General features: G+C 70.5%; 22 protein-coding genes. 10 read left to right on the forward strand and 12 right to left on the reverse strand.

What is annotated here, in order from left to right; translation table 11 throughout:
* Positions 1-52 precede the first annotated feature (52 nt).
* Genes HDC37_RS04875 through dut form a run of 3 tightly spaced genes read right to left on the reverse strand, consistent with a single transcriptional unit; the run spans position 53 to position 1874 of the window.
* Positions 53-832 carry a DUF3159 domain-containing protein gene (locus HDC37_RS04875; RefSeq protein ID WP_179559288.1) on the reverse strand — a complete coding sequence of 260 codons (780 nt, stop codon included), beginning with the start codon at positions 830-832 and terminating at the stop codon, positions 53-55.
* Positions 829-1425 (reverse strand): DUF3710 domain-containing protein, encoded by a 597-nt coding sequence (locus HDC37_RS04880; protein ID WP_179559289.1) that lies wholly within the window; start codon positions 1423-1425, stop codon positions 829-831. Before HDC37_RS04880 ends, HDC37_RS04875 begins: the two co-directional genes overlap by 4 nt.
* A complete protein-coding gene (dut, locus tag HDC37_RS04885) occupies positions 1422-1874 on the reverse strand; it encodes a dUTP diphosphatase (protein WP_179559290.1) in 453 nt (150 codons plus the stop codon). Before dut ends, HDC37_RS04880 begins: the two co-directional genes overlap by 4 nt.
* Before the next feature lie 18 nt (positions 1875-1892).
* Between dut and HDC37_RS04890 the strand changes: the two genes are divergently transcribed.
* Positions 1893-2444, forward strand: coding sequence for a DUF3093 domain-containing protein (locus HDC37_RS04890; RefSeq protein WP_306457545.1), 552 nt, complete (start codon positions 1893-1895; stop codon positions 2442-2444).
* Here HDC37_RS04890 and HDC37_RS04895 read toward each other — a convergent pair.
* Positions 2377-2670 (reverse strand): DUF4193 domain-containing protein, encoded by a 294-nt coding sequence (locus HDC37_RS04895; protein WP_124293148.1) that lies wholly within the window; start codon positions 2668-2670, stop codon positions 2377-2379. The genes HDC37_RS04890 and HDC37_RS04895 overlap by 68 nt on opposite strands.
* Before the next feature lie 276 nt (positions 2671-2946).
* Between HDC37_RS04895 and sepH the strand changes: the two genes are divergently transcribed.
* Positions 2947-3993 carry a septation protein SepH gene (sepH, locus tag HDC37_RS04900; protein ID WP_179559292.1) on the forward strand — a complete coding sequence of 349 codons (1047 nt, stop codon included), beginning with the start codon at positions 2947-2949 and terminating at the stop codon, positions 3991-3993.
* 8 nt (positions 3994-4001) lie between these two features.
* Here sepH and HDC37_RS04905 read toward each other — a convergent pair whose 3' ends face one another.
* Positions 4002-5126, reverse strand: coding sequence for an alkaline phosphatase family protein (locus HDC37_RS04905; RefSeq protein WP_308472095.1), 1125 nt, complete (start codon positions 5124-5126; stop codon positions 4002-4004).
* Between the two features lie 61 nt (positions 5127-5187).
* Here HDC37_RS04905 and HDC37_RS04910 point away from each other — a divergent pair, with 61 nt between their 5' ends.
* Positions 5188-7641 carry a DNA topoisomerase (ATP-hydrolyzing) subunit A gene (locus tag HDC37_RS04910; protein ID WP_179559293.1) on the forward strand — a complete coding sequence of 818 codons (2454 nt, stop codon included), beginning with the start codon at positions 5188-5190 and terminating at the stop codon, positions 7639-7641.
* Between the two features lie 10 nt (positions 7642-7651).
* Here the strand turns inward: HDC37_RS04910 and HDC37_RS04915 are convergent, their stop codons facing one another.
* Entirely contained in the window at positions 7652-9724 is a 2073-nt protein-coding gene (locus HDC37_RS04915; RefSeq protein ID WP_179559294.1) for a type IIA DNA topoisomerase subunit B, read from the reverse strand.
* A 168-nt stretch (positions 9725-9892) separates the two neighbouring features.
* On the opposite strand from HDC37_RS04915, the gene HDC37_RS04920 reads away from it, so the two are divergent.
* Positions 9893-10111, forward strand: a complete 219-nt coding sequence (locus HDC37_RS04920; RefSeq protein WP_179559295.1) for a hypothetical protein — start codon at positions 9893-9895, stop codon at positions 10109-10111.
* 3 nt (positions 10112-10114) lie between these two features.
* Here HDC37_RS04920 and HDC37_RS04925 read toward each other — a convergent pair whose 3' ends face one another.
* Positions 10115-11167 carry an alanine racemase gene (locus HDC37_RS04925; RefSeq protein WP_179559296.1) on the reverse strand — a complete coding sequence of 351 codons (1053 nt, stop codon included), beginning with the start codon at positions 11165-11167 and terminating at the stop codon, positions 10115-10117.
* Entirely contained in the window at positions 11164-11865 is a 702-nt protein-coding gene (locus HDC37_RS04930; RefSeq protein ID WP_179559297.1) for an alanine racemase C-terminal domain-containing protein, read from the reverse strand. Before HDC37_RS04930 ends, HDC37_RS04925 begins: the two co-directional genes overlap by 4 nt.
* A 48-nt stretch (positions 11866-11913) precedes the next feature.
* Here HDC37_RS04930 and HDC37_RS04935 point away from each other — a divergent pair, with 48 nt between their 5' ends.
* The gene (locus HDC37_RS04935; protein WP_179559298.1) at positions 11914-12939 is read left to right on the forward strand and encodes a sugar-transfer associated ATP-grasp domain-containing protein; all 1026 of its coding nucleotides are present in this window, start codon (positions 11914-11916) and stop codon (positions 12937-12939) included.
* Between the two features lie 109 nt (positions 12940-13048).
* On the forward strand, positions 13049-13600 hold the full coding sequence (locus HDC37_RS04940; protein WP_179559299.1) for an HdeD family acid-resistance protein: 552 nt from the start codon (positions 13049-13051) through the stop codon (positions 13598-13600).
* Here HDC37_RS04940 and HDC37_RS04945 read toward each other — a convergent pair.
* Together HDC37_RS04945 and HDC37_RS04950 are read right to left on the reverse strand one after the other, a co-directional pair.
* Positions 13541-15625, reverse strand: coding sequence for a S9 family peptidase (locus HDC37_RS04945; RefSeq protein WP_179559300.1), 2085 nt, complete (start codon positions 15623-15625; stop codon positions 13541-13543). The genes HDC37_RS04940 and HDC37_RS04945 overlap by 60 nt on opposite strands.
* Before the next feature lie 3 nt (positions 15626-15628).
* Positions 15629-16393 carry an SDR family oxidoreductase gene (locus tag HDC37_RS04950; protein ID WP_179559301.1) on the reverse strand — a complete coding sequence of 255 codons (765 nt, stop codon included), beginning with the start codon at positions 16391-16393 and terminating at the stop codon, positions 15629-15631.
* Positions 16394-16521: 128 nt separating this feature from the next.
* Here HDC37_RS04950 and HDC37_RS04955 point away from each other — a divergent pair, with 128 nt between their 5' ends.
* From HDC37_RS04955 to HDC37_RS04970, 4 genes are all read left to right on the forward strand, one after another.
* Complete coding sequence (locus tag HDC37_RS04955; protein ID WP_179559302.1) at positions 16522-17016, forward strand: NfeD family protein; 495 nt, start codon at positions 16522-16524, stop codon at positions 17014-17016.
* The gene (locus tag HDC37_RS04960; protein WP_179559303.1) at positions 17013-18134 is read left to right on the forward strand and encodes an SPFH domain-containing protein; all 1122 of its coding nucleotides are present in this window, start codon (positions 17013-17015) and stop codon (positions 18132-18134) included. Before HDC37_RS04955 ends, HDC37_RS04960 begins: the two co-directional genes overlap by 4 nt.
* Positions 18115-18918: a glycerophosphodiester phosphodiesterase family protein gene (locus HDC37_RS04965; protein ID WP_308472096.1), complete on the forward strand. Its 804-nt coding sequence runs from the start codon at positions 18115-18117 to the stop codon at positions 18916-18918. Before HDC37_RS04960 ends, HDC37_RS04965 begins: the two co-directional genes overlap by 20 nt.
* Positions 18919-19033: 115 nt before the next feature.
* Positions 19034-19417: an RNA polymerase-binding protein RbpA gene (locus tag HDC37_RS04970; RefSeq protein ID WP_124293134.1), complete on the forward strand. Its 384-nt coding sequence runs from the start codon at positions 19034-19036 to the stop codon at positions 19415-19417.
* On the opposite strand, the gene lnt is transcribed toward HDC37_RS04970, so the two are convergent.
* Positions 19418-21016: an apolipoprotein N-acyltransferase gene (gene lnt / locus HDC37_RS04975; RefSeq protein ID WP_179559304.1), complete on the reverse strand. Its 1599-nt coding sequence runs from the start codon at positions 21014-21016 to the stop codon at positions 19418-19420.
* Positions 21013-23487, reverse strand: a complete 2475-nt coding sequence (locus HDC37_RS04980) for an RNA helicase (RefSeq protein ID WP_179559305.1) — start codon at positions 23485-23487, stop codon at positions 21013-21015. The genes lnt and HDC37_RS04980 overlap by 4 nt, the downstream gene beginning before the upstream one ends.
* Positions 23488-23508: the final 21 nt, after the last annotated feature.

Genomic DNA, 23508 nt, shown 5'->3' on the forward strand with positions numbered 1-23508 from the left:
GGCGAGCCTTAGCCCGCGACGCGCAATTTATCTCGACGTCGAGATAAATGTATCACCTGGGAGCGGGAGGGTAGAGGGCGCGCACGACCAGCCACGTGACGGCGAGCAGCGGAGCGAAGAGGGGAATGCCCATCACGAGCTTGAGTGTTCCCAGCAGCGCCACCGCGCTGTCTCGCTGACTCTCGTCGAGAGAGGTCAGGTAGATGGGGAACTGCACGGCCAGACGCGCGGCGAACAGCGCCGCCCACGCGACGGTCAGCCAGAAGAACGCCCGCCGCTTGCGGCGATCCGTCCGCCACCGGGTTCCCTCGCCGACGAGGAAGCCCACGGCGAGACCGATGATCGGCCACCCGACGAGTGCGGAGATCAGGAGCGCCGAGCCGTACACGGCGTTGGTGATGAAGCCGGGGATGAAGTTGTCCGACGGGTTGCCGGTGATCAGCGCCAGCCCCGCCGCCACGCCCGCCGCGACCAGTCCCCCGATCGCCGCCGAGGGGGGCGATTTCTGCACGAGCCGGACGATGGTGAACACCGCCGCGATTCCGACCGAGACGGCGAGGGCGGGGATCAGCTTGTCCTGGGTGTCGCCGGGCACGAGGGTGTAGGTGAGGATGAAGGTCAGGCTCGGCAGAACCGATTCGAGCACGCCGCGCCAGCCGCCCATCGCCGACCAGACGACGCGGCCGGTGCTCGACTGCTGGGCCGGATCGAGCCCGGCGCGCTTGGCCGCACCGCCGAGGGCGGCACCGAGAAGGTCGGAGGCGCGCTGGTCCCCGGCTCCGGGCGTGGGCTCGGGCTCGGGGGCGTGGACGCCCGTCGGGCCGTCGCTCACGCCGTACCCGGCGTGGCGGGCATGCGCAGGGGGATGAGATCGCGCGGCGGCATCGGCGATGTGCCGCGGACCACCACGATGGAGCGGAAGAGGTCTTCGATCTTCGCCGCGGCGTCGACGTCTGCTGCCGCAGCCCCACCGATGACCCCGCGCAGGAACCAGCGCGGACCGTCGACGCCGACGAAGCGGGCGATGCGCTTGCCGGCTCCCCCGTCCGGTCCGGCCACCACGGGCACCTCGGCGAGCAGCTCCGGTCCGAGCGGACCCTCGCGCTCCTCGACCCGTCCGCCCTGCTGCCTGATCTGCTGCCGGATCTGCTCGCGTGTCTCCTCCCAAAGGCCCCCCGACCGGGGCGCGGCGAACGGCTGGATCTGCAGCGTCGAGTCGGCGTAGTCGAGACCCACGGCGACGATGCGCTTGGTCTGCTCCTCGACCTCCAGGCGCAGGTTCAGGCCGTCCCGCGGGAGGACCTTGATGCCGCCGAGATCGATGTAGGGCCGGACCGGGTTGGCCTCGGCCTCATCGAACGGGCCCTCGGTCGCCCGATCGGCGGGTGCGCTCTTGGGGGAATTCTGCGGTGTGGCGTCGGTCATGCCGTCGCTCCGTCCTTCTGATAGCCGGTCGAACCGAACCCTCCGGCACCGCGAACGCTGTCGGGGAGGTCGTCGACCGGCACGAATGCGGCCCGGGCGACGGGCATCACGATGAGCTGGGCGATCCGGTCGCCCGGTGCGATCTCGAACGCGGTGTCGCGGTCGGTGTTCAGCAGGGCGACCTTGATCTCGCCGCGGTACCCCGCGTCGACGGTGCCCGGGGAGTTGACGATGGTGATCCCGTGCTTCGCGGCCAGTCCGCTGCGGGGCACGACGAAGGCGGCGAAGCCCTCCGGAAGGGCGATCCGCACGCCGGTGCCGACGAGGGCGCGCTGCCCGGGCTCGAGCCGCACGGCCTCGGCGGACACCAGATCCGCTCCCGCATCGCCGGGGTGGGAGTAGGCCGGAACGTCGGGGGCGATAATGAGGACGTCCACGGTTTCAGTCACGCAACGAGGGTAATGCACATGTCCGAGCCACGCCGCAGCGGCGAGCAGGCGGTGCTCTACCGCGAAAGACTGGGTCCGAGCCTGTGGCTGCTGGTGGCCGCCGCCCTGTGCGGACCGATGGCGGCGCTGGTGTTCACCCCTGTCGATTCCACGGTCGCTCTCGTCGTCGGCGCGGCGGTGGCGGCGCTCATCGTCGTCGTGCTGGTCGCCGCTTCACCCGTGGTGGAGGTCGGCGACGGGATGCTGCGGGCCGGGCGCGCCCGCATCGAGGTGCGTCACCTGGGCGATGCCCAGGGGTTCACCGGCGAAGAGGCCCGTCGCAAGCGGGGCGTGGAGCTGCACCCCCGGGCGTGGCATCTCATCCGCGGGGGCATCGACCCGGTTGTCGTCATCCCGCTCGAAGACCCGGATGACCCGGTGCCCGCCTGGGTGGTCTCGACACGGACCCCCGACCGCCTGATCGCCGCGATCGAGCGGGCACGGCGCGGGGACGCCGAGCCGGTTACGCCGCGCACTCCCGGCAGATCGGTCCGTCGCCGCCCTCGTGGTCCAGCTGCGAGCGGTGCTTGACGAGGAAGCAGTTCATGCAGGTGAACTCGTCCTCCTGAGGAGGGAGCACGACGACGTCCAGCTCGAGATCGGACAGGTCGGCGCCGGGGAGCTCGAAGCCCGAGGGGTTGTCGGCGTCCTCGACGTCCACCGAACCGGACATCTTGTCGGGGACACGCTCCTTGAGCGCCTCGATCGACTCGCTGTCGTCTTCAGTCTTGCGGGGGGCGTCGTAGTCGGTTGCCATGCGGGGGGATCTCTACTTCCGGTGATTCTCGGGTGCACCTGGCCTGAACAGGCGGCCATAGTTTGCATGACCGGTGGGCATTTCGCAAATGCCGCCTCCGGTGCCGCAGCGGCCGGTTCGGACGCCCACGGGCGCGCCTGCGGGTGATCGGATGCCGCCCCAGGCGCGAAGGGGCGACGATCACCCACCGGAACATGCGCCACGCGCACGATATTCCCGGCGCCGAGGCCTCGCTGTGACACCATGGCGGCACTGCTGAGTCGGAGAGGCGTTCGCATGGAACAGCTCAAGGTGATCGGAACCGAGGACGACAGACTCGTCCTTGCGACCGAATCGGGCGACCGGTTCTCGCTGCCCGTCGATGAGGTGCTGCGCAACGAGCTGCGCCGCACGCGGCGTGATCGCGACCACGACGGCCAGGCCGCCCGTCCCAGTCCCCGCGAGATCCAGTCGCACATCCGTGCCGGGCTGTCCGCGACCGAGGTGGCGACACTGCTGGGATGCCGCGTGGAAGACGTCGCCCGCTTCGAAGGGCCGGTGCTCGCCGAGCGCGAGCACGTCGTCGGTCAGGCCCTGGCTGTGCCGGTGCTGCTGGGCGGTCAGCTCGAGCACGACGCGCACCCCACGTTCGGGGCGGCCGTGCGCGGCAAGCTGCACGAAGCCGGCGCGGTCGGCGAACGATGGACGAGCTGGAAGGAGCCCTCGGGCTGGATCGTCAAGCTCGAGTTCACCGCCAACAGCGTCGACCATGATGCGCGGTGGAGCTTCGACCCCCGCCGCAGCACGCTCTCGCCCCTGAATGCCGACGCGATCCAGCTCTCGCGCCAGGGTTCGCTCCCCGAGGGCCTGATCCCCCGCCTGCGTGCCCTCGACACCGCTACCGCCAAGGACGACTCGCGCTTCGACAGCGGCGCCTTCGGTCCTCGTCGCCCGCCGGAGGCCGACCTCGAGCAGCCGGAGATCGCGGCACCGGTCGCTCCCGCCGTCCAGCAGGCCGCGATCAAGCGCGCGACCGAACCCGCCGTGACCTCCGCCGAGACGGCTGACCTGCTCGAAGCCCTGCGCCGCCGCCGCGGCCAGCGTGAACCGCTTCCCGGCGCGGACGAAGCGCGCGAGCGCACCGCGTCACCGCAGCCGGTCGCCCTCTTCGACGCCCTCGAGCCGGGGTATGCCGACGCCTCCGAACGACCGGACGACGACCACCCGTCGTCGGACCGGGGTCCCTCGGCGGCGCAGGTCGCCGAGGCCGCGGGGCGCCGCAAGGGCCGGACGTCCATGCCCTCCTGGGACGAGATCGTCTTCGGCGCGCGCGGCGACGACTGATCCGCCCCTCAGGCGAAGGCGCCGAGGCGGATGAGCGGAACGATGCGCTCCGCATCGGTGAGAGAGCCGTGCTGGCCGACCATCTGCTGGCCGGTCCGCTCGGCGTCCCGGTCGTCGTAATATGCCGTGGCCCCGCGCGCGGCGATGAGGACGTCGCCGATCCGCGGTCGCACCGCGGGATCGACGTCGCCGAACAGGCCGCTCGCGACGGCGTCATCTCTCGTGAAGACCCACGCATGCGAGGATTCCGCCGTCCGCCACGCCTCGGCGACGACGTCGGCTGCCCCCGGATCGGTGTACAGATGGAGCATCCGCGGCTCACCGCCGATCTGCGCCACGCGCTCGATCAAGGGGCTCCCCTCCACCAGCAGGCGATGCCGATGCCGGGGGACGTCGACCATTCCGTGGTCGGCGGTGACGATCGCCCCCACATCGGCCGGCAGCGCTTCACCCAGCCGGGCGAGGGCGGCGTCGACGTCCTCCAGCCCGACCGTCCACTCGTCGGACTCCCAGCCATGACGATGCCCGATGCCGTCGAGTTCCGGCGTATACAGGTAGACGAGTGCGCCCGGATGTCGGGTCGCGAGGTCGACGGCGAGGTCGACCCGGTCGGAGAAGTCCTCTGCCGGCACCGCCGCGGCACCGCGCATCGTCGCCTCGGTGAAGCCCGTGCCGGTGTACTCGGGCTTGGAGACGAAGAACGCCGGCCGGCCGGCGTCGGCCTCGCGTCCGAACAGAGGCGCAGCGCGCTGCCAGCTCACCGGCAGTCCGTGCGTGTCCCACCCGCGCAGCTGATTGAGCACGTGGCCGGCGTCGGGGACCAGCGCCCGATAGCCGACGATGCCGTGAGTGCCCGGCTCCGTCCCCGTCAGCAGACTCGTGAGCGCAGCGGCGGTGGTGGAGGGGAACACGGTGCGCGCGACATCCTTCTTCGACATCGCGGCCGTGAGGTACCGGGCGTGACCGCTGCGGGCTCGCAGATTATGCGCACCCAGGCCGTCGACCACGCAGACGATCGCGCTGCGCGCGGGGGCGAGCCGGTCGGAGGAACCGCCGAGTGCGGCGATCAACTCGGGCACGACGCCGGTGAGGCGCCGGGCACCGGGCGGGTCCGACGGTAGGCTGACGGTCACCCGGGCCAGTCTGGCACACCCCGCCGGCGGCTCCCCCGCTCCGTCTTGGAACCCCATCGCCATGCCCGCATCACCTGCTGACACCACGCCCGCCGAACGCATCGAGGACGTCGACGTCTCCGTCGAGATGCAGGGGTCGTTCCTGGAGTACGCCTACTCCGTCATCTACTCCCGTGCCCTGCCCGACGCCCGCGACGGGTTGAAGCCCGTGCAGCGTCGCATCCTCTTCCAGATGGCCGACATGGGTCTGCGGCCCGACCGCGGACACGTCAAGAGCGCGCGCGTGGTCGGCGAGGTCATGGGCAAGCTCCACCCGCACGGCGATGCCCCGATCTACGACGCCCTCGTGCGCCTGGCTCAGCCGTTCTCCCTGCGGGTGCCCCTGGTCGACGGTCACGGCAACTTCGGCTCGCTCGACGACGGTCCCGCGGCGCCGCGGTACACCGAGGCGCGGCTCGCTCCCCCGGCGCTGGCGATGACCGCCGACCTCGATGAGGACGTCGTGGACTTCATCCCCAACTACGACGGCCAATTCCAGCAGCCGGAGGTGCTGCCGGCCGCGTTCCCCAATCTGCTGGTCAACGGCGCCTCGGGCATCGCCGTGGGAATGGCGACCAACATGGCCCCGCACAACCTCATCGAGGTCGTCGCCGCCGCCGTGCACCTGCTGCACAACCCCGAGGCGAGCCTCGAAGAGCTGATGGAGTTCGTCCCCGGCCCCGACCTTCCTTCGGGCGGCATCATCGTCGGGCTCGACGGCATCCGCGACGCCTATGCCGCGGGGCGCGGCTCATTCCGCACCCGGGCGAAGGTGTCGATCGAGAGCCTGGGTCCACGGCGGACGGGACTCGTGGTCACCGAGTTGCCGTACCTCGTGGGTCCGGAGCGCGTGATCGAGAAGATCAAGGACGCCGTCACGAGCAAGAAGCTCACCGGCATCGCCGACGTGACGGATCTCAGCGATCGTACGAAGGGTCTGCGTCTGGTCATCGGCGTGAAGACGGGGTTCGACCCGAACGCCGTGCTCGAGCAGCTGTACCGGCTGACACCGCTGGAGGACTCCTTCGGCATCAACAACGTCGCCCTCGTCGACGGCCAGCCCAAGACCCTCGGGCTGCGGGAGATGCTCCGGGTGTACCTCGACCACCGCATCAGAGTCATCACCCGGCGAAGCGAATACCGCCTCGCGCGCCGCCGCGAGCGCCTCCACCTCGTCGAGGGCCTCCTCATCGCGATCCTCGACATCGACGAGGTCATCCAGGTGATCCGCACGTCCGACGACGGCGAGCAGGCCCGCGGCCGCCTGATGGATGTCTTCGACCTCACCCAGGTGCAGGCGGAGTACATCCTCGAGCTGCGCCTTCGGCGCCTGACGAAGTTCTCGCGCATCGAATTGGAGGCCGAGCGTGACGCACTGAAGGCCGAGATCGATGCTCTCGTCGAGCTGCTGGGCGACCCCGCGCTGCTTCGGGCCCAGGTGGCGGCGGAGCTCGACGCCACCGCCGAAGCCCTCGGCACCCCGCGGCGGACGGTTCTGCTCAACGGCGGTCCGGTCGCGGCGCGGTCGTCGAAGTCGGCGGCGCCCGTCGACCTCCAGATCGCCGACGCGCCCTGCCGGGTCTTCCTCTCCGCGACGGGGCGCATGGTGCGCGCCGAGCGGACGCCGGAGGCGCCGGGCGGCGGCATCGTCACCCCGTCGAGGCGGTCGAAGCACGATGCCGTGCGTTCCGCCGTCGACACCACGACGCGAGGGGACGTGGGAGCGGTCACCACGGCCGGTCGCCTCATCCGGTTCTCGCCGGTGGACCTGCCCTCCGTTCCGGGCAACTCCGTGCAGCTGTCGGCCGGCACCCGCGCCGACCAGTACCTCGGTCTCACCGGCGACGAGCACGTGGTCGCCCTCGTGCCCCTCGCATCCGATCCGCCGATCGCACTCGGCACCGCACAGGGCGTGGTCAAGCGGGTTGCGGCGTCCGAACTCGCGGGAAAGCACGACGTCACGATCATCTCGCTCAAGGACGGCGACCGCGTCGTCGGGGCCGCCCTCGCTCCCGACGGTGCGGAGCTGGTCTTCGTCGCCGCGGATGCGCAGCTCCTGCGCTTCGACGCCTCATCCGTCCGGCCCCAGGGACGTGCCGCCGGCGGGATGGCCGGGATGAGGCTCGCCCCCGGGGTGGCGGCGATCGGGTTCTTCGTCGTCGGCGGCTCGGCCTTCGACGCCGTCGTGGTCACCGTCGCCGGCGCCTCCGCCGCGCTGGCGGGGACCGACACCGGATCCGCGAAGGTCTCGGCGTTCACCGAGTACCCCGCCAAGGGGCGCGGCACCGGCGGAGTGCGCGCGCACCGCTTCCTCCGGGGTGAAGACACCCTGAGCCTGGCGTGGGTCGGTTCCGATCCGCGGGCGGTCGGCACCGACGGCGCGGTCCGTCAGCTGCCGGCGGCCGGGGCGCGACGCGACGCGTCGGGAACGCCGCTCGACGCGGTCGTCGGCGCCCTCGGCACCGTGGTGCGCTGAGGAACGCCGCTCAGGCGTCGATGCGCTCTCGCGACAGCCGGTCGCTGGAGTCGACGATGAATTCGCGACGGGGGGCCACGTCGGTGCCCATCAGCAGTTCGAAGACGCTCGAGGCCGCCTCGGCGTCCTGCACGCGCACCCTCCGCAGCGTCCGACCGCCCCGGTCCATCGTGGTCGTCGCGAGCTGATCGGCGTCCATCTCGCCCAGCCCTTTGTATCGCTGGACCGGCTCCTGCCAGCGCTTGCCCGCCTTGGTGAGCTTGGTGAGCAGCGCGTGCAGCTCCTGCTCGCTGAAGGTGTAGATCGTCTCGTTGGGCTTGGTCCCGGGGTGCATCACGATCACCCGGTGAAGCGGCGGGACGGCGGCGAACACCCGCCCGGCCTCGACGAGCGGACGCATGTACCGGAAGAACAGGGTGAGCAGGAGCGTGCGAATGTGGGCGCCGTCGACGTCGGCGTCGCTCATCAGGATGATTTTGCCGTAGCGCGCGGCCTCGAGGTCGAACGACCGCCCCGAACCCGCACCGATCACCTGGATGATCGACGCGCACTCGGCGTTGGACAGCATGTCGCTGACCGACGCCTTCTGCACGTTCAGGATCTTCCCGCGGATCGGCAGCAGCGCCTGGTATTCGCTGTTGCGGGCGAGCTTCGCGGTGCCGAGCGCCGAGTCGCCCTCGACGATGAAGAGCTCGGATTCGGCGACGTCGTTCGTGCGGCAGTCGGCCAGCTTCGCCGGCAGAGACGACGACTCCAGGGCGTTCTTGCGACGCTGCGTCTCTTTGTGCGTCCGCGCCGAGATGCGCGCCTTCATCTCCGAGACGACCTTGTCCAGCAGCAGGGACGTCTGCGCCTTGTCGTCGCGGTTGGTGGAGGAGAAGCGGGCGGTCAGCTCCCTGGTGACGACCTGGGCCACGATCTGACGGACGGCCGGGGTGCCCAGCACCTCTTTGGTCTGGCCCTCGAACTGCGGTTCGGGCAGCCGGACGGTCATCACGGTGGTGAGGCCCGCGAGGATGTCATCCTTCTCGATCTTGTCGTTGCCGACCTTCAGTCGACGGGCGTTCTGCTCGACCTGTGCGCGCAGCACCTTCATCAGCCCCTGCTCGAACCCCTGCTGGTGGGTCCCGCCCTTCGGAGTGGCGATGATGTTGACGAAGGAGCGGGCGACGGTGTCGTAGCCGATCCCCCATCGCAGTGCGATATCGACCTCGCAGGTGCGCTCGACCTCGGTGGGGATCATCGCGCCGGTGGGCTGCAGCACGGGGACGGTCTCGGTGAAGACGCCGGTGCCCGTCAGCCGCCAGACGTCGGTGACGCCGGCGTCGGGGGCGAGGTACTCGACGAACTCCGAGATGCCGCCGTCGAAGCGGTAGGCCGTCTCGACCGGCTCGCCCGCGCGCTCGTCACGGACGACGATCTGCAGACCCGGGACGAGGAACGCCGTCTGACGCACCCGCTGTTCCAGCTCCTCGAAGGAGAACGCGGCGTCGCGGGTGAAGATCTGCCGGTCGGCCCAGTAGCGGATGCGCGTTCCCGTCGCGCCGCGCGGCGCCTTTCCGACCACGCGCAGCTCGCTGCTGTCCTCGAAGGGGGCGAAGGGCGCGTCCGGACCCGGGCCCGCGAAGACACCCGGCTCACCGCGGTGGAACGACATCGCGTACGTCTTGCCGCCGCGGTCGACCTCGACGTCGAGGCGCTCGGACAGCGCGTTGACGACGGAGGCGCCCACGCCGTGGAGACCTCCGGATGCCGCGTACGAGCCGCCGCCGAATTTTCCGCCCGCGTGCAGCTTCGTGAAGACGACCTCCACGCCGGTGAGCCCGGTGCGGGGCTCGACATCCACCGGGATGCCGCGGGCGCGGTCGCGGACCTCGACGCTGCCGTCGCCGTGGAGCACGACGTCGATGTGATCGCCATGACCGCCCAGCGCCTCGTCGACGGCGTTGTCGATGATCTCCCAGAGGCAGTGCATGAGACCGCGGGCGTCAGTCGAACCGATGTACATGCCCGGACGTTTGCGGACCGCCTCGAGCCCTTCGAGCACCTGCAGGTGGTGGGCGGAATACTCAGCGGCGGTCACAATCTCCAAGGCTAACCGGGGGCACCGACCCCACCCTGCACAGACACGACGCCAAGGCGCCGCCGTACGCGCTCAGCGAACGGCCACCGGATCGCGGCATGACCGTGACGATGCCGTGGTTGTATGTGTGGACCACGCCGAGAGTCACATCCCCGAGGAGGCACCGCGATGACACTTTCGACACCCTCTGAGACGGCCGTCCTCGACTACCGCTTGACCGCTGCGGACCGCTGCGATTCCTGCGGAGCTCAGGCCTACATCGCCGCCGAGGTGAACGGCAGCGAGCTGCTGTTCTGCGCCCACCACGGCCGCAAGTACGAAGAGAAGCTGCGTGCCGTCGCCACCTCGTGGCACGACGAGACCGCCCGCCTCAGCAGCGACGACTGACCATCACCGCAGGCCCCGGTAGCGCCGGGGCACCAGCGGCGAGACCCGGACCGCGACCTCTTCGCCGATCGATCCGATCATTTCGGCGAGCGAGGTCGCGGTCTCTTCGTCGCGCTCCGGGTCGCCGTACACGGTGACGTGGTCTCCCACGACGGCTCCCGGCCAGGAGACGACGTCCGACGTCGCCCCCGAGACCACCAGGAGCCGGCGCAAGCCTCCGGGCGTCGCAACCCGCGCGTGCGTCGCCAGAGAGCGGAACAGCCCGTCGCGCGCGCCCACCCCGATGCGCACCACGTCATCGGCCACCTCCAGGACGGGCGCCACCCAGCGGGCGATGGGCCGGACTCCGAGCGCAGCCTCGTCGGGCCCGCCCGCGGGACGGATGCCGTAGCAGAACGCCCCGACCCGGGCGAAGTCGTACCGGAACTCCGGGCGCGCGAAGGCCGCGGCGCTCGCGGCGAGATGACGCCAGCGCGGCCGCAGGCCCGCTGCCTCAGCCGCCCGCAGCGCGTCTTCGAAACGACCGCGGGCGATGTCGTCGTCCTCATCGGACGCTTCGGCGATGTGGCTCCAGATGCCCTCGACGACGAGGTTCCCCGCGCGTTCGGCCGTCGCGGCCGCCGCGACGAACTCCGGCCACTCCTCGGGCCGGACGCCGTTGCGGCGCAGCCCCGTGTCGATCTTCAGATGCACCCGCGCGGGGCGCGGGCTCCCACCCCGTGCGGCGACCTCGGCGAGAAGTCGGCGGTCGCCCACCCCGATGTCGAGGTCCAGGTCGATCGCCGCGGCGACCTGGTCGGGCGTGTCGGCGATCCAGACGAAGATGCGCGCGTCCGCTCCGGTGACGCGCCGCACCCGCGCGCCCGTGGCCAGGTCGAACGCTCCGAACCAGCGGACGCCCTCTCGCTGTGCACGCGCGACCACGGCCTCCACGCCGTGGCCGTACGCATCGTTCTTGACCACCAGCATGAGCTCGGCGGGCGCGACGGCCGCGCCGACGCGAGCGAGGTTGTTCGCAAGGAGGTCGAGGTCGACCTCCAGCACCGACCCGCTCACGCCGTCTCCCGACGAGCGCGGACGCCGACGATCGCGACGATCTCATCGGCGCCGAGTCCCGTCGCCGCCGTCCACGATCCGAGCGACGGCTCTCCTTCATCGGGATCGCCGAAGAACACCGCCGGAGCCCCCGGCGGGACGGCTCCCTGCGGCCCGAGGTCGACCACACAGACATCCATGGCCACCCGTCCGACGATGGGCGCCGCGCGCCCGTGGACGCGGACGGCCGCCTGATTGCCGAGCTGGCGCACCACACCCTGCCCGTACCCGCCGGTGATCAGGGCCACGGTGGTGTCGGAGGGCGCCCGGAAGGTGTACCCGTAGGACACCCCCTCGCCCCGCCGGAGGAGCTTGGTCGTGATCACCCGGCCGGTGAGCGCCATGACGGGCCGTCCGGACGAGCCGGGGAGGCCGAACAGTCGCTCACCCCCGAGCACGCCCTCTCGTCCGCTCCGGACCCACGCCAGGCCGGCCGAGGACACCGCGCGTTCGACGATGTCGGCGCCATGCCCCCAGGCGTCGGCCTCCAGGGCGCCGCGATCGACGACGTCGAGCCCGGCTTCGCGGGCGGTCCGGAGGTTGTGCGCGAGAGCGGCGAGGCGGATGAGGGCCACGGGTCGAGGATCCAGCGACGCCGCGACCGCGGCGGCGGCGCCCCATGAGGACTCGGCGGACGGACGCAGAGGATCCACCGACATCACCCCTTTAGACTATCCGGGTCCGTCGTCCCCGACTCGAAAGTCCCCATGCCCTCGACCGGTCTCGGCCTCTCCTCCCGCCTTCGCTACCTCTCCTACCGTGCGCGGCGGATCAACGTGGGCTCGGTGTGGGAGCGGGCGAAGGAAGCTGCCGCGCAGCACGGCAAGTGGACGCCCGCCGTCGTGGTGGACATGCTCTACTCCGCGGGGTTCCGTCAGGTGGGCTTCCAGGACTACATCGACTACGACTTCGCGATCCTGTCGCGCCGGGAGCGGGCGACGTTCATGACGCACCCCTTCTCCAATCAGCTGTCGCAGCGCTTCGACCACCCCGACTACCGCCACCTGTTCCAGGACAAGATCGAGTTCGACCGAGCCTTCTCGGAGCACCTGCACCGGGAGTGGATGGTCGTCGAGCCCGACAACGCCGACGCGGTCCGCGCCTTCACCGAGCGCCACGGCACCATCGTCACGAAGGAGCCGATCGGGCAGGCCGGGACCGGCGTGCACCGCTACCACGCCGCCGACATCGACGACTGGGCGAGGTTCCACCGTGGACTCCACGATCGGGGCGAGCTTCTCATCGAAGAGGTCATCGTGCAGCATCCCGACCTCGCCGCCGTCTGCCCGGGAACGGTAAACACCACGCGGGTGACGGCGTTCTTCGACGGGGAGCGCACCCACATCCTGGCGATCGCGCAGAAGTTCGGCCGTGGCGCCGTCAGCGATCAGATGTCGTTCGGCGGCTTCTACACGATGCTCGACGACGACGGTCGCGCCGTCGGCCCCGGCTACGACTCCCACGGGCACGTGCACGTCACCCACCCGGACTCCGGATTCACGATCGCCGACTTCCAGCTGCCGATGATGGCCGAGGTCGTGGCGTTCGTCGACCGCGTCGCCCGGGTCGTCCCGCAGGTGCAGTACGTCGGATGGGACATCGTGGTGACCCCCACCGGTCCGGTGCTGGTCGAGGGCAACTGGGGAGCCGGCGTGTACGAGAACAAGCCGAGCGTCACCGGCATCCGCACGGGACACAAGGCGCGCTACCTGGCCGCGACCGGACTGGCCTGAGCCCGAAGACGACCCCCGATCCCGACGGCCTGTCGGCGTTCCCTCGAGCCCCTCGCGGGTCTACACTCGGACCGCAGTCTCTCAGGAAACGCTCAGAAAGGGGTCCGTCATGTCCACCGGCACCGGGGAGAAGTCCCTCACCAACACCGTCCGGGTCGCCCTCGGCGTCGTCGGCGCGATCGCGCTCATCTTCGGTCTGCTCATCCTCATCTGGCCGCAGAAGGCGTTCGGCGTCGTCACCTTCCTCCTCGCCATCTACGCCATCATCGCCGGACTGGTCTACATCGGCCTCGGTGCGTTCTCGCGGGAGCGGGGCGGCTGGTCGCGGATCGGCTACATCGTCCTCGGCGTGCTGTTCGTCATCGCCGGCGTCGTGGCCTTCCTCAACTTCGGCGCAGCCACCGACTGGCTGCTCCTTCTGGTCGGGCTGATGATCGGCATCACCTGGGTGGTCGAGGGGATCGTCTCGCTCTCCACGCTGTCGGACACCTCGTCGAAGGGCTGGACGATCTTCTTCGCGATCATCAGCATCGTCGCCGGTGTCGTGGTGATGTTCGCCCCGATCTGGGGCGCCCTCATCGTGTGGCTGTTCTTCGGCATCTCACTGGTGATCCTTGGGATCATCCAGATCGTCCGCGCCTTCCGCTTCGGTCGCGCCTGAGCGGGACGCGTCCGAGCCAGATGTTTCAGGGCCCGTCCGGTCCGTCGCGTCGATCGGCAGGTGGCGCGCCCACCACCGGGTGACCGCGTCGAAGCGTTCGACCCGGTGACGGGGCTGACCGCTCCGGGTGAGCTCGTGGTTCTCGCCGGGGAAGATCAGCATCTCGCTCGGAACCCCCGCCCGGGTGAGAGCCGAGTAGTAGCGCGTCGCCTGCTCCAGCGGGCATCGATGATCGGCCTCGGCGTGCATCACCAGGGTGGGCGTGCGAACCTGCCCGACGACCGCCATCGGACTCTGCGCGGCGATGAGCTCGGGGTCGACCCCGACGTACTCGTCGCCGAAGAACGAGCCGATGTCGCTCGTCCCCTGGAATGACGTCGGCTCCAGGAACCCGCGCTCGACGATCGCCCCGCGGAATCGGTGGTCGTGCGCGATGATCCACGCGGTGAGGTAGCCGCCGTACGAGCCGCCCATGATGCCCAGCCGGCTCGGATCGAGGGCGGGTTCGGACTCCAGCGCGCCGTCGAGGAAGTCGATGACGTCGTGATGGTCGAGCGTGCCCATCGCCTGCCGGATGGCGCGGCCGTGCGCCCGGCCGTACCCGGCCGACCCCCGCGGGTTGCAGTAGACCACGGCGTAGCCGGCGTCGATAAGGACCTGGGTCTCGTCGAAGAGATGGATGCCGTAGCTGGCATAGGGCCCGCCGTGGATTTGGAGGATCACCGGGAAAGGCCCGTCCCCGCGGGGCCGCGCCACCCAGCCGTGCACCGGGTAGTCGTCCCGACCGCGAACGGTCAGCTCGCGCGGTTCCACGATCCCCGTTGCGGCCGCGGCGGCGCCGAACGCGGTCAGCACCCGCGGCTCGCCGGGTCCGGCGAGGACCAGCTCGCCGAACGAGTCCGGCGTGGCGACCGCGGCGACGACGACGGAACCGGATGCCGCGTGACCGAGCACCTCCCGGTCGCCGCCGATGACCGTCTCGGCCGATCCGTCGCGCGCGACCCGCAGGAGCCGGACGCGTCCACGGCGCCGATCCTGCACGAGGAAGTCGTCGCCGATGGGGGTGATGTGGCTTCCGACCTCGCCGAGGTCGATGGTCTCGGGATCGGTGAGGGCCCGGGTCTCCCCCTCGGCGATCACGTGCAGCGCCGTACCGGGGGCGACGAAGTCGGTTCCCGCGCTCCCGACGTGTGCGGCCAGGGCGGCCACCGCGCCGTCGTCTGCGACGGCGAGGCCGGTCACCCACAGGTTCGCAGCGGTTGCCAGGACCTCGCGGCGCCCGGAGCCGTCGAGGTGGTGCGCGATGATCGGGGTGCGCAGGTCTCGTCGGTCGTCTTCGATCCGGTCGGGAACGGCCAGCACCTCCTCGCCTGACACGGCGAGGGTCGACCAGCTGAGGTCGCCTTCGGTGAGCGCACGCGGAGTGGCGCCGATCACCGTCCGGCTCGGGGCCTCCGCATCGTCGCGCACGACGGGTGCGGGCTCGTAGAACGGCTCGCTGTCGATTTCGGGCGCCGCGATCACGAAGATCTGCGCGGGACGGTCGGCGAGGTAGCCCAGGCCGTTGGCGTTCCAGCGGATGCCGGTGATCCGCCGAGGCGCCTCGGCCGCGGCATCCAGTCCTTCGACTGTGCCGTACCGCCCGTTCTCAGGGACCCGGGCGGTGTAGACCAACGAGCGACCGTCGCCGGTCCAGACGACCTCGCCGACGCCCAGCGGGGCGTCGGTGGCCTGCACCGGTTCACCGCCGAGCGCGGCGACGACGAACACCTGCGAGCGGCCCCGGGCATCGGGCCGCAGGAATGCCAGGCGCATGTCATCGGGCGAGAGCACCGGGGCCGTGTCGAGGATGCCGCGTGTGAGCCGGCGCGGAGCACCCTCCGGCAGATCGATCCGCCACAGCTGGCCGACGGTCCTGTTGGCCGGAAGGTCGGGACGACTGACGGAGAAGACCGCGAACTCGCCGCGCGACGAGAGTGCGGGCCGCCCGACCCCGAGGAGCTTCTGGATGTCGGTGGGGCCCACGACTCACTCCCCTGCGAACGATGCGGTGTCGCCCACCAGCCGGGTGTTGTCCTCGGGGATCGGATCGACGGCGGCCCGGGCCACCTCGGCCGCGAACTCGGAGACGTTGTAGAGCCGCCCCGCCGACTCGCGTCGCGAGGCGATCGCACCCGGGTTCGCCCGCTCGAGAAGCGTGGCGGTGATGGTGCCCTCGATCATGTCGCCGGAGACGACGACGAACTCCACGCCGCGCTCGGTGAGCATCGGGATGCGCTCGCGCAGCGCGTCCTCGCCCGCACGCTTGGACAGCGCGACGGGCTCGTACTCGGGCATCGTCGGCGTCGTGCGGATGAAGTGCGCCTGGTGGCTGGTGACGAAGACGACGCGGGCGCCCGCCCCGAGAAGGGGCAGGGCGGTCTCCAGGACCGACACCTGGGCATCGCGGTTGAGGCGGAGCGCGTAGTCCTCCGCCATTCCGGCCTCCATCCCGCCCGAGGCGTTGAGCACCAGGACGTCCAGTCGACCGAACTCCCGCTCGACCTCGGCGAACATCGCCTGCACCGAGGCGGGGTCGGTGAGATCGGCCCCGACCACGAGCACCCGCACACCGAGGTCGCGCAGCTGCGAGGCGAGCTTCTCGGCGCGCGGCGCCTTGTTGCGGTAGTTGATCACGACATCGGCACCCGCCTCGGCGAGATAGCGGACGGTATCGGCTCCGATGCCGCGGGAGGATCCGGTCACGAGGGCGGTCTTTCCTGCCAGCGATCCGGGAGCAAGGGTCTGAGACATGTGTGGCGACTCCTGTGATGACGCACCGCGGATGCCGCGGCATGGCCGTCCGGCCCCCTGAACCTTATCAACGCCGACCCGTCCGACTGCGGTGTTAGGGTGGCCGTCAAGGCCGAGGAGGAGCCGCGATGCTGCCGGATCTGACGCAATACCTCTGGATCATGTGGTTGGTGCTGGCGGGGGTCTTCATCATCATCGAGCTGCTCACGCTCGAGTTCACCTTCCTCATGATCGGCGCCGGGAGCCTCATCGGCGGACTCGGGGTGAATCTCCTCGGCGGCCCCTGGTGGTTGCAGATCGCCGCGGCTGCGGCGATCTCGGCGCTGCTGCTGTTCACCATCCGACCGCTGCTGCTGAAGCTCCTGCATCGCGGCGAACCGGCGAAGACCAACGTCGACGCCCTCTACGGCATGGGCGGACGCGTCGTCGCCGCTTTCGTCGACGGCGAGGGCGGCTCGGTGCGCCTGGACAACGGCGAGACCTGGACTGCGCGCCTGGCCGCCGGCGCCGTGGGCGCGGGAGTGGGCGTGCGCGTCACGGTCGATCGCGTGCTGGGCGCCACCGTCGAAGTGAGCCCCGCCACCCCCGCCACTCCCGCCTCAACGGAAGGAAGCACCCCGTGATCGACCCCGGCGCCTTCATCGGCCAGATCTTCGTCATCGTCCTCCTCGTCGTCCTGGCGATCTTCGTGGTGGTGGTGCTGTTCCGTTCGATCCGGATCATCCCGCAGGCCTACGCGGGGATCGTCGAGCGACTCGGGCGATACCAGCGGACGCTCTCACCCGGGCTGAACCTCCTCGTACCGTTCGTCGATCGGCTTCGCCCCCTGGTCGACATGCGCGAACAGGTGGTGTCCTTCCCCCCGCAGCCGGTCATCACCGAGGACAACCTGGTGGTGTCGATCGACACGGTCGTGTACTTCCAGGTCAACGACGCCCGCGCGGCGACCTACGAGATCGCCAACTACCTCAGCGCGGTGGAGCAGCTGACGACCACGACGCTTCGCAACGTGGTCGGTGGCCTCAACCTCGAAGAGGCGCTCACGAGCCGCGACAACATCAACGGCCAGCTCCGCGTGGTACTCGACGAGGCCACGGGCAAATGGGGCCTGCGGGTCTCGCGGGTCGAGCTGAAGGCCATCGACCCGCCGACCTCGATCCAGGATTCGATGGAGAAGCAGATGCGCGCCGAGCGCGACCGGCGCGCGGCGATCCTGACCGCCGAGGGCACGAAGCAGTCCCAGATCCTCGAGGCCGAGGGCCGGCGCCAGGCTGAGATCCTCCGCGCCGAGGGCGACAAGCAGGCAGCGGTGCTGCGTGCGCAGGGTGAAGCCGAGGCCATCGAGATGGTCTTCGGCGCCATCCACGCGGGCGAGCCCGACGACAAGCTGCTGGCCTACCAGTACCTGCAGACGTTGCCGAAGATCAGCGAGAGCCCGTCGAACAAGCTGTGGATCATCCCGAGTGAACTGACCGAGGCCCTCAAGGGCATCGGGAACGCACTCGGCGGACGCGACGAAGGCGGCGGGGCGACGACGCCCAGCAGTGCGCGGCGCCCCGCGACCGCCGCACGTCGCGCCGAGTACTCGGCCGCGTCGGATGCTGCCGTGGCGGCTGCCCGCGAGGCGGCGTCGGACGCGGACGCGATCGCCAGTGAGGCCCGGTCCACCACACCGGGGGCGGTCCGTGCCGACGGTCCGACGACGCCGACCCCGAGCGAGGGTGGGGGCGACCCTGCCTGACCCGCGCCACCCGTGGTTCGAGGCGTCGGACGCGCCCCGCGTGCTCGCCCACCGCGGCCTGGTGCCCGAGGGGTCCGCGGGTCTCGTCGAGAACTCCTTCGCCGCCGTGGCGGCCGCGCACGCCGCCGGAGCGACCTACGTCGAGTCCGACTGCCATGTGACGCTCGACGGCGAGGTGGTCCTCTTCCACGACGACGATCTCCAGCGGGTCGCGGGCGATCCGCGCGCGGTCGCCGACGTGACTCTCGCCGAACTGACCGAGCTCATGGCGGGGCTCGGGGGTCTCCTCACCCTCACCCAGGCCCTGGAGTCCTTCCCCACGGTGCGGTTCAACCTCGACGTCAAGGCGCCCGCCGCCGCGGAGCCGGTCGGTCGCGGCGTCGCACCCTACGCCGATCGTGTGCTCCTGACGAGCTTCTCCGACGAACGTCGACGCGCCGCCCTCGCAGCGGCAGCGGATGCGGGTGCACTCGTCCGGCCGGCCACCTCGGCGGGCACCCGGACCATCACCCGTCTCCTGCTCGCCTCAGGAATCCGTGCCCGCCGCTCCATCGCCCGGCTCCTCGCCGACGTCGACGCACTGCAGGTGCCCGAGCGACAGGGTCGCGTGCCGATCGTCACTCCGCGCCTCATCGACAACGCCCATCGCCACGGCGTCGAGGTCCACGTGTGGACGGTGAACGATCCCGCGGACATGCAGCGACTCCTCGATGCCGGCGTGGACGGACTCGTCACCGATCGCGCCGACCTCGCCCTCCCCCTCGTCGCCCGTCACGGGTCCTGATCCGGTCGGCGTAAGGGCCTGAGCATCGGCTGTGAAAGCCGCTCTCGCACCCGTGCTTCGGATGATCCGCCCAGGCGAGGGCGTTATACCTGATCAGCGACGGAAGGACCACACAATGGCAGACCGCAGTCTTCGCGGCATCCGACTCGGCGCCCAGAGCCTACAGAGCGAAGAGGGCGTCGTGTTCCATGAACGCGTACAGCACATCTACTCCTGCACGTCCTGCGGACGTGACACCACACTGACCTTCGCGGCTGACGCCGAGGTGCCCCAGGCCTGGGAATGCCGCACGTGCGGCTCCGAGGCTCTCCTGCGCATCGGCGAGGGCACGGCGACGGTCGATCACAGCGACGAGAAGGCGCCCCGCACGCACTGGGACATGCTGCTGGAGCGGCGCACGATTCCCGAGCTCGAAGAGCTGCTCGAGGAGCGTCTCGCTTTCGTCCGCGCCCGCCGCGGTGCAGCCGACGACACCTCGAAGGGCAAGCTCAGCGCCTGATCAGGCTCTGACGTCCCTGTCGACGCCGGTCTCTTCGGAGGCCGGCGTCTTCGTCTGCGTGCGCTCGCGTACGCGCAGAGCGACCCCCAACGCGGCGAGGGCCAGCAGACTCCCCCAGCCGAGGAACACCTGCACGGCGGGGCCGATGAGCACGGCGGGCGTGAGACCGGTGCGCAGCGGCACCTCGGCGAGCATCTGCCCCGCGGTACCCGCCGGCAGGCTGTCGAGCGTCGTGCCGTCGGGTGCGATCACCTGGCTCGTCCCGACCGTGGAGAGATTCACCACGGAACGGCCGGTCTCGATCGCCCGCATCCGCGCGAAGGCGAGCTGCTGCAGGTTCTCGTCGGTATCACGGAAGTCGGCGTTGTTCGTCTGGAAGACGTACACCTCTGCGCCGTCGCGCGCTCCCTCCCAGATCACCGCGTCGTAGATGACGTCGAAGCAGATCGCCAGCCCCACTCCCACGCCGTCGACGTCGACGTACGGCGGGTTGTCGCCCGGTGTGTACTCGCGCTGGATGAGACCGATGAGGTCGGGGACGATCCGTTCGAAGAACCACCGGTCCGGGACGTACTCCCCCATCGGGACCGGATTGCGCTTGTCGTGGAACGCCACGGGATTGTCCGCACCCGCCTCCCAGAGCATCGAGGTGTTGAAGGTCAGCTCGCCGCGATCCGTGGCGGCGTTGACGAGCAGCGGTGCGCCGAACTGCTCGGCGAGGGCGTCGAGGGTCGCCGCGGTGGTGCTGTCCTGGAGCGGGTCGTCATCGATCCCGCCCTCGGGCCATACGAGCAGATCAAGATCCTCCCCCGCGAGGGGAGCGGTCGCTTCGAGCTGCGCGTTCAGGATCGCATACGGCGTGCGTTCGTCGAAGTAGCCCGACGGCCCGTTGCCCTGCACCGCGCCCACCCGCAGATCACCCGCCGGGGTGGTCGGGAACGCCGGGACGGCCACGAGGAGCACGACAGCGGCCGCAGCGGGCAGCGCGGTGCGCACGTCGCGGAGACGACCGGCGCGCAGCCACTCGATGACCGCAGCGGTGGCGGTCACCATCAAAAAGGTCAGTCCCGCAACGCCCGTCCACGAGGCGATGTCGGCCAGCGGGCTCTCGGACTGGCTCATCCCGATCCTGCCCCACGGGAATCCCGTGTAGGGCCAGGACCCCATGAACAGCTCCCGGGCGGTCCACAGTCCGCCGACGAGGAGCGGCAGAACGGTCAGCTGTGCCGCGCGCGCGGGCAGCACTCGCGGCACCCATCGGTAGGCGAGCGCGATCGGGACAGCGCCTGCCCCCATGAGGATCGCCTGCAGGCCCGACAGCGCCAGCCAGGGGATCGGCCCGAGGTAGCGGGTGATCCAGAGGATGTGGATGAGGTGGAACGAGGCGCCGAAGACGAAGCCCACGAGGACGGCACCGCCGATGCTCCGGCCGATGAGCGATACCAGGGCGAAGGCGACTCCGACGAACGCGAACGGCCACCACCCCACGTCGGGGAAGGCGAGATCGAGGGTCGGCCCCGCGACGGCGGCGGTGAGGACCGCCGCCCAGAGCGGAAGGAGGGGGCGCGGCGCTGATCGCGCCGGGGACGAAGCGCTCATACCGACGAGTGCGCGACGATGCCGCGCCGGACCGCATCCAGCGCCGAGCGCGCGGTCCGTCCCACGTCGGTGTCGGCGACGATCGAAAGCTGGTCCAGCAGGTCGATGGTCTGCTTCGCCCAGCGCACGAAGTCGCCCGCGGCCATGTCGGCCTCGTCCAGCACGCGGTCGAGCATGCCGCCGCGCGCCCACGTGTGCATCGCCAGCGCCAGTCCACCCGCGGGGGGTTCCGACCCCGGCAGGTGATGCTCCCGCTCGAGGTCGTCCAGCCGCTGCCAGAGCGTCAGGGTCTCGGCGAAGACCGGACGGAAGGCCCCCCGCGGAAGCGCGTTCTCGCGGCCGTCCTCACGCCGTGGCTCGAAGACGAGGCAGCAGGCCAGTGCCGCCAGTGATGCGGCATCCAATCGATCCCAGAGGCGCAGGCGGAGCGACTCCGCGACCAGCAGATCGCGCTCGCCGTAGATGCGCCGCATGCGGCGGCCTTCGGCAGTGAGGTGCGTGTCGCGGGCCTCGTCCACCTCCACGTAGCGAAGCGCGGTGAGCACGTCGACGACGCGGTCGAACACCCGCGCGACGGTCCCGGTGCGGCTGTCGATCTGTCGCCGCATCCGCTGGACGTCGCGGTTGAGGCGGTGATACCGCTCGCCCCACCGGGCATGACTCTCCCGATCCGGGCACGAATGACACGGGTGACGCTGCATGCGCTTGCGCAGCGACGCGAGCTGACGCTGCCGGCTGTCCCGCAGAGCACGCGGTGCCGTGGCATCCCTCCGATTGATCTTCTCGAGGTCGCTCAGCTCGCGTCGGATCCCCGCGTACTCGACGAAGTCGCCCCGGTCGCACGCCATGGCCGTCGCGTAGCCCGCGAGCGACTCCTCCGCCTCCTTCACCTGCCGGGCGATCCCCACTACCGAGCGGTCGGCCTGGAACTGGGCGAAGGAGGATTCCAGCACCTCACGCGCCCGGGGCCGGCCGAACTGATCGATGAGGTTCACCGCCATGTTGTAGGTCGGACGGAAACTGGAGTTCAGGGGATACGTGCGCCGAGACGCCAGCGCGGCGACCTGCTGCGGGTCCATCTGCTCGGTCCACTGGATGACCGCGTGCCCCTCCACGTCGATGCCCCGGCGCCCCGCGCGCCCGGTCAGCTGCGTGTACTCGCCCGCGGTGATCGCCACACGCGCCTCGCCGTTGAACTTCTCGAGCTTTTCGAGCACGACGGTGCGGGCCGGCATGTTGATCCCGAGCGCCAGCGTCTCGGTGGCGAAGACGGCCTTGACGAGCTTGCGCTGGAACAGTTCCTCCACGACCTCCTTGAAGGCGGGGAGGAGACCGGCGTGGTGGGCCGCGACGCCCCGCTCGAGGTTCTCCCGCCATTCCCAGAACCCCAGCACCGCCAGATCCTCATCGCCGAGGGTGCGGGTGCGCTCCTCGACCACCTCGCGGATGACGTCGCGCTCCTCGCGGGTGGTCAGTCGCAGTCCGGCGCGACGCACCTGCTGCACCGCCGCGTCGCAGCCGGCCCGACTGAAGATGAAGAAGATCGCCGGCAGCAGATTGCTGCGCTCGAGAAGTCGCACCACATCGGGACGATCGATCCGCTCGATGCTGCGGATGTTCGAGGGCCGGACCGGCCGCACCCCGCCCCGCGGCGGCCGACGCCGGCTCGGATCGCTGCGGATCTGCTGGGCGCGGCGGTTGTTCTCGAAGCTCGCGCCCTTGAAGGAGCGCAGCCGCATCAGCTCCTGATTGACCTGCGCGGTGGCCACCCCGGCCCTGTCGTCGAAGAGCGGCAGGAGGTCACCGCGAACCAGGACGTGCTGCTCCAGCGGCACCGGACGGGTCTCGGAGACGATGACCTCGGTGTCGCCGCGCACGGTGTCGAGCCAGTCGCCGAACTCCTCGGCGTTGGAGACCGTCGCCGACAAGGAGACAAGTCGCACACTCCGAGGGAGGTGGATGATGACCTCCTCCCAGACCGCGCCGCGGAAGCGATCGGCGAGGTAGTGGACCTCGTCCATGATGACGTAGCGCAGGCTCCGCAGTGCCGGAGAGTCGGCGTACAGCATGTTGCGGAGGACCTCGGTGGTCATCACGACGACACGGGCGTTGCCGTTGATGTTGGTGTCGCCGGTGAGGAGACCCACCTCGTCGGGACCGTACTCGTCGACCAGCTCGCGGTACTTCTGGTTCGACAGGGCCTTCATCGGCGTGGTGTAGAACGCCTTGTCGCCGGATTCGCGCATCGCGAGGTGGATGGCGAACTCTCCGACGATGGTTTTGCCCGCGCCCGTCGGCGCGGCCACGAGGACGCTCCGACCCTCTTCGAGCGCCCGGCAGCTCTCGATCTGGAAGGGATCGAGCTCGAACGGACGCGAGGCAGCGAACGCCGTCGTGATCGGATGCCCCCGCTGATCGCGTGAGGCCGCGGCCGCGCGGGCGTACCGCTCGGCCGGCGACGGCTGCGTCATCAGCCGACCCCGGGCGGTGTC

Origin of the sequence: Microbacterium sp. AK009, from assembly GCF_013410955.1 — a bacterium.
Classification (GTDB): domain Bacteria; phylum Actinomycetota; class Actinomycetes; order Actinomycetales; family Microbacteriaceae; genus Microbacterium.

Bases quoted from the DNA above. Each gene is read 5' to 3' on its own strand.
- HDC37_RS04880 (WP_179559289.1), bottom strand. From the start codon at position 1,425: ATGACCGACGCCACACCGCAGAATTCCCCCAAGAGCGCACCCGCCGAT.
- HDC37_RS04890 (WP_306457545.1), top strand. From the start codon at position 1,893: ATGTCCGAGCCACGCCGCAGCGGCGAGCAGGCGGTGCTCTACCGCGAA.
- HDC37_RS04895 (WP_124293148.1), bottom strand. From the start codon at position 2,670: ATGGCAACCGACTACGACGCCCCCCGCAAGACTGAAGACGACAGCGAG.
- sepH (WP_179559292.1), top strand. From the start codon at position 2,947: ATGGAACAGCTCAAGGTGATCGGAACCGAGGACGACAGACTCGTCCTT.
- HDC37_RS04910 (WP_179559293.1), top strand. From the start codon at position 5,188: ATGCCCGCATCACCTGCTGACACCACGCCCGCCGAACGCATCGAGGAC.
- HDC37_RS04920 (WP_179559295.1), top strand. From the start codon at position 9,893: ATGACACTTTCGACACCCTCTGAGACGGCCGTCCTCGACTACCGCTTG.
- HDC37_RS04930 (WP_179559297.1), bottom strand. From the start codon at position 11,865: ATGTCGGTGGATCCTCTGCGTCCGTCCGCCGAGTCCTCATGGGGCGCC.
- HDC37_RS04935 (WP_179559298.1), top strand. From the start codon at position 11,914: ATGCCCTCGACCGGTCTCGGCCTCTCCTCCCGCCTTCGCTACCTCTCC.
- HDC37_RS04940 (WP_179559299.1), top strand. From the start codon at position 13,049: ATGTCCACCGGCACCGGGGAGAAGTCCCTCACCAACACCGTCCGGGTC.
- HDC37_RS04950 (WP_179559301.1), bottom strand. From the start codon at position 16,393: ATGTCTCAGACCCTTGCTCCCGGATCGCTGGCAGGAAAGACCGCCCTC.
- HDC37_RS04955 (WP_179559302.1), top strand. From the start codon at position 16,522: ATGCTGCCGGATCTGACGCAATACCTCTGGATCATGTGGTTGGTGCTG.
- HDC37_RS04970 (WP_124293134.1), top strand. From the start codon at position 19,034: ATGGCAGACCGCAGTCTTCGCGGCATCCGACTCGGCGCCCAGAGCCTA.
- lnt (WP_179559304.1), bottom strand. From the start codon at position 21,016: ATGAGCGCTTCGTCCCCGGCGCGATCAGCGCCGCGCCCCCTCCTTCCG.
- HDC37_RS04980 (WP_179559305.1), bottom strand. From the start codon at position 23,487: ATGACGCAGCCGTCGCCGGCCGAGCGGTACGCCCGCGCGGCCGCGGCC.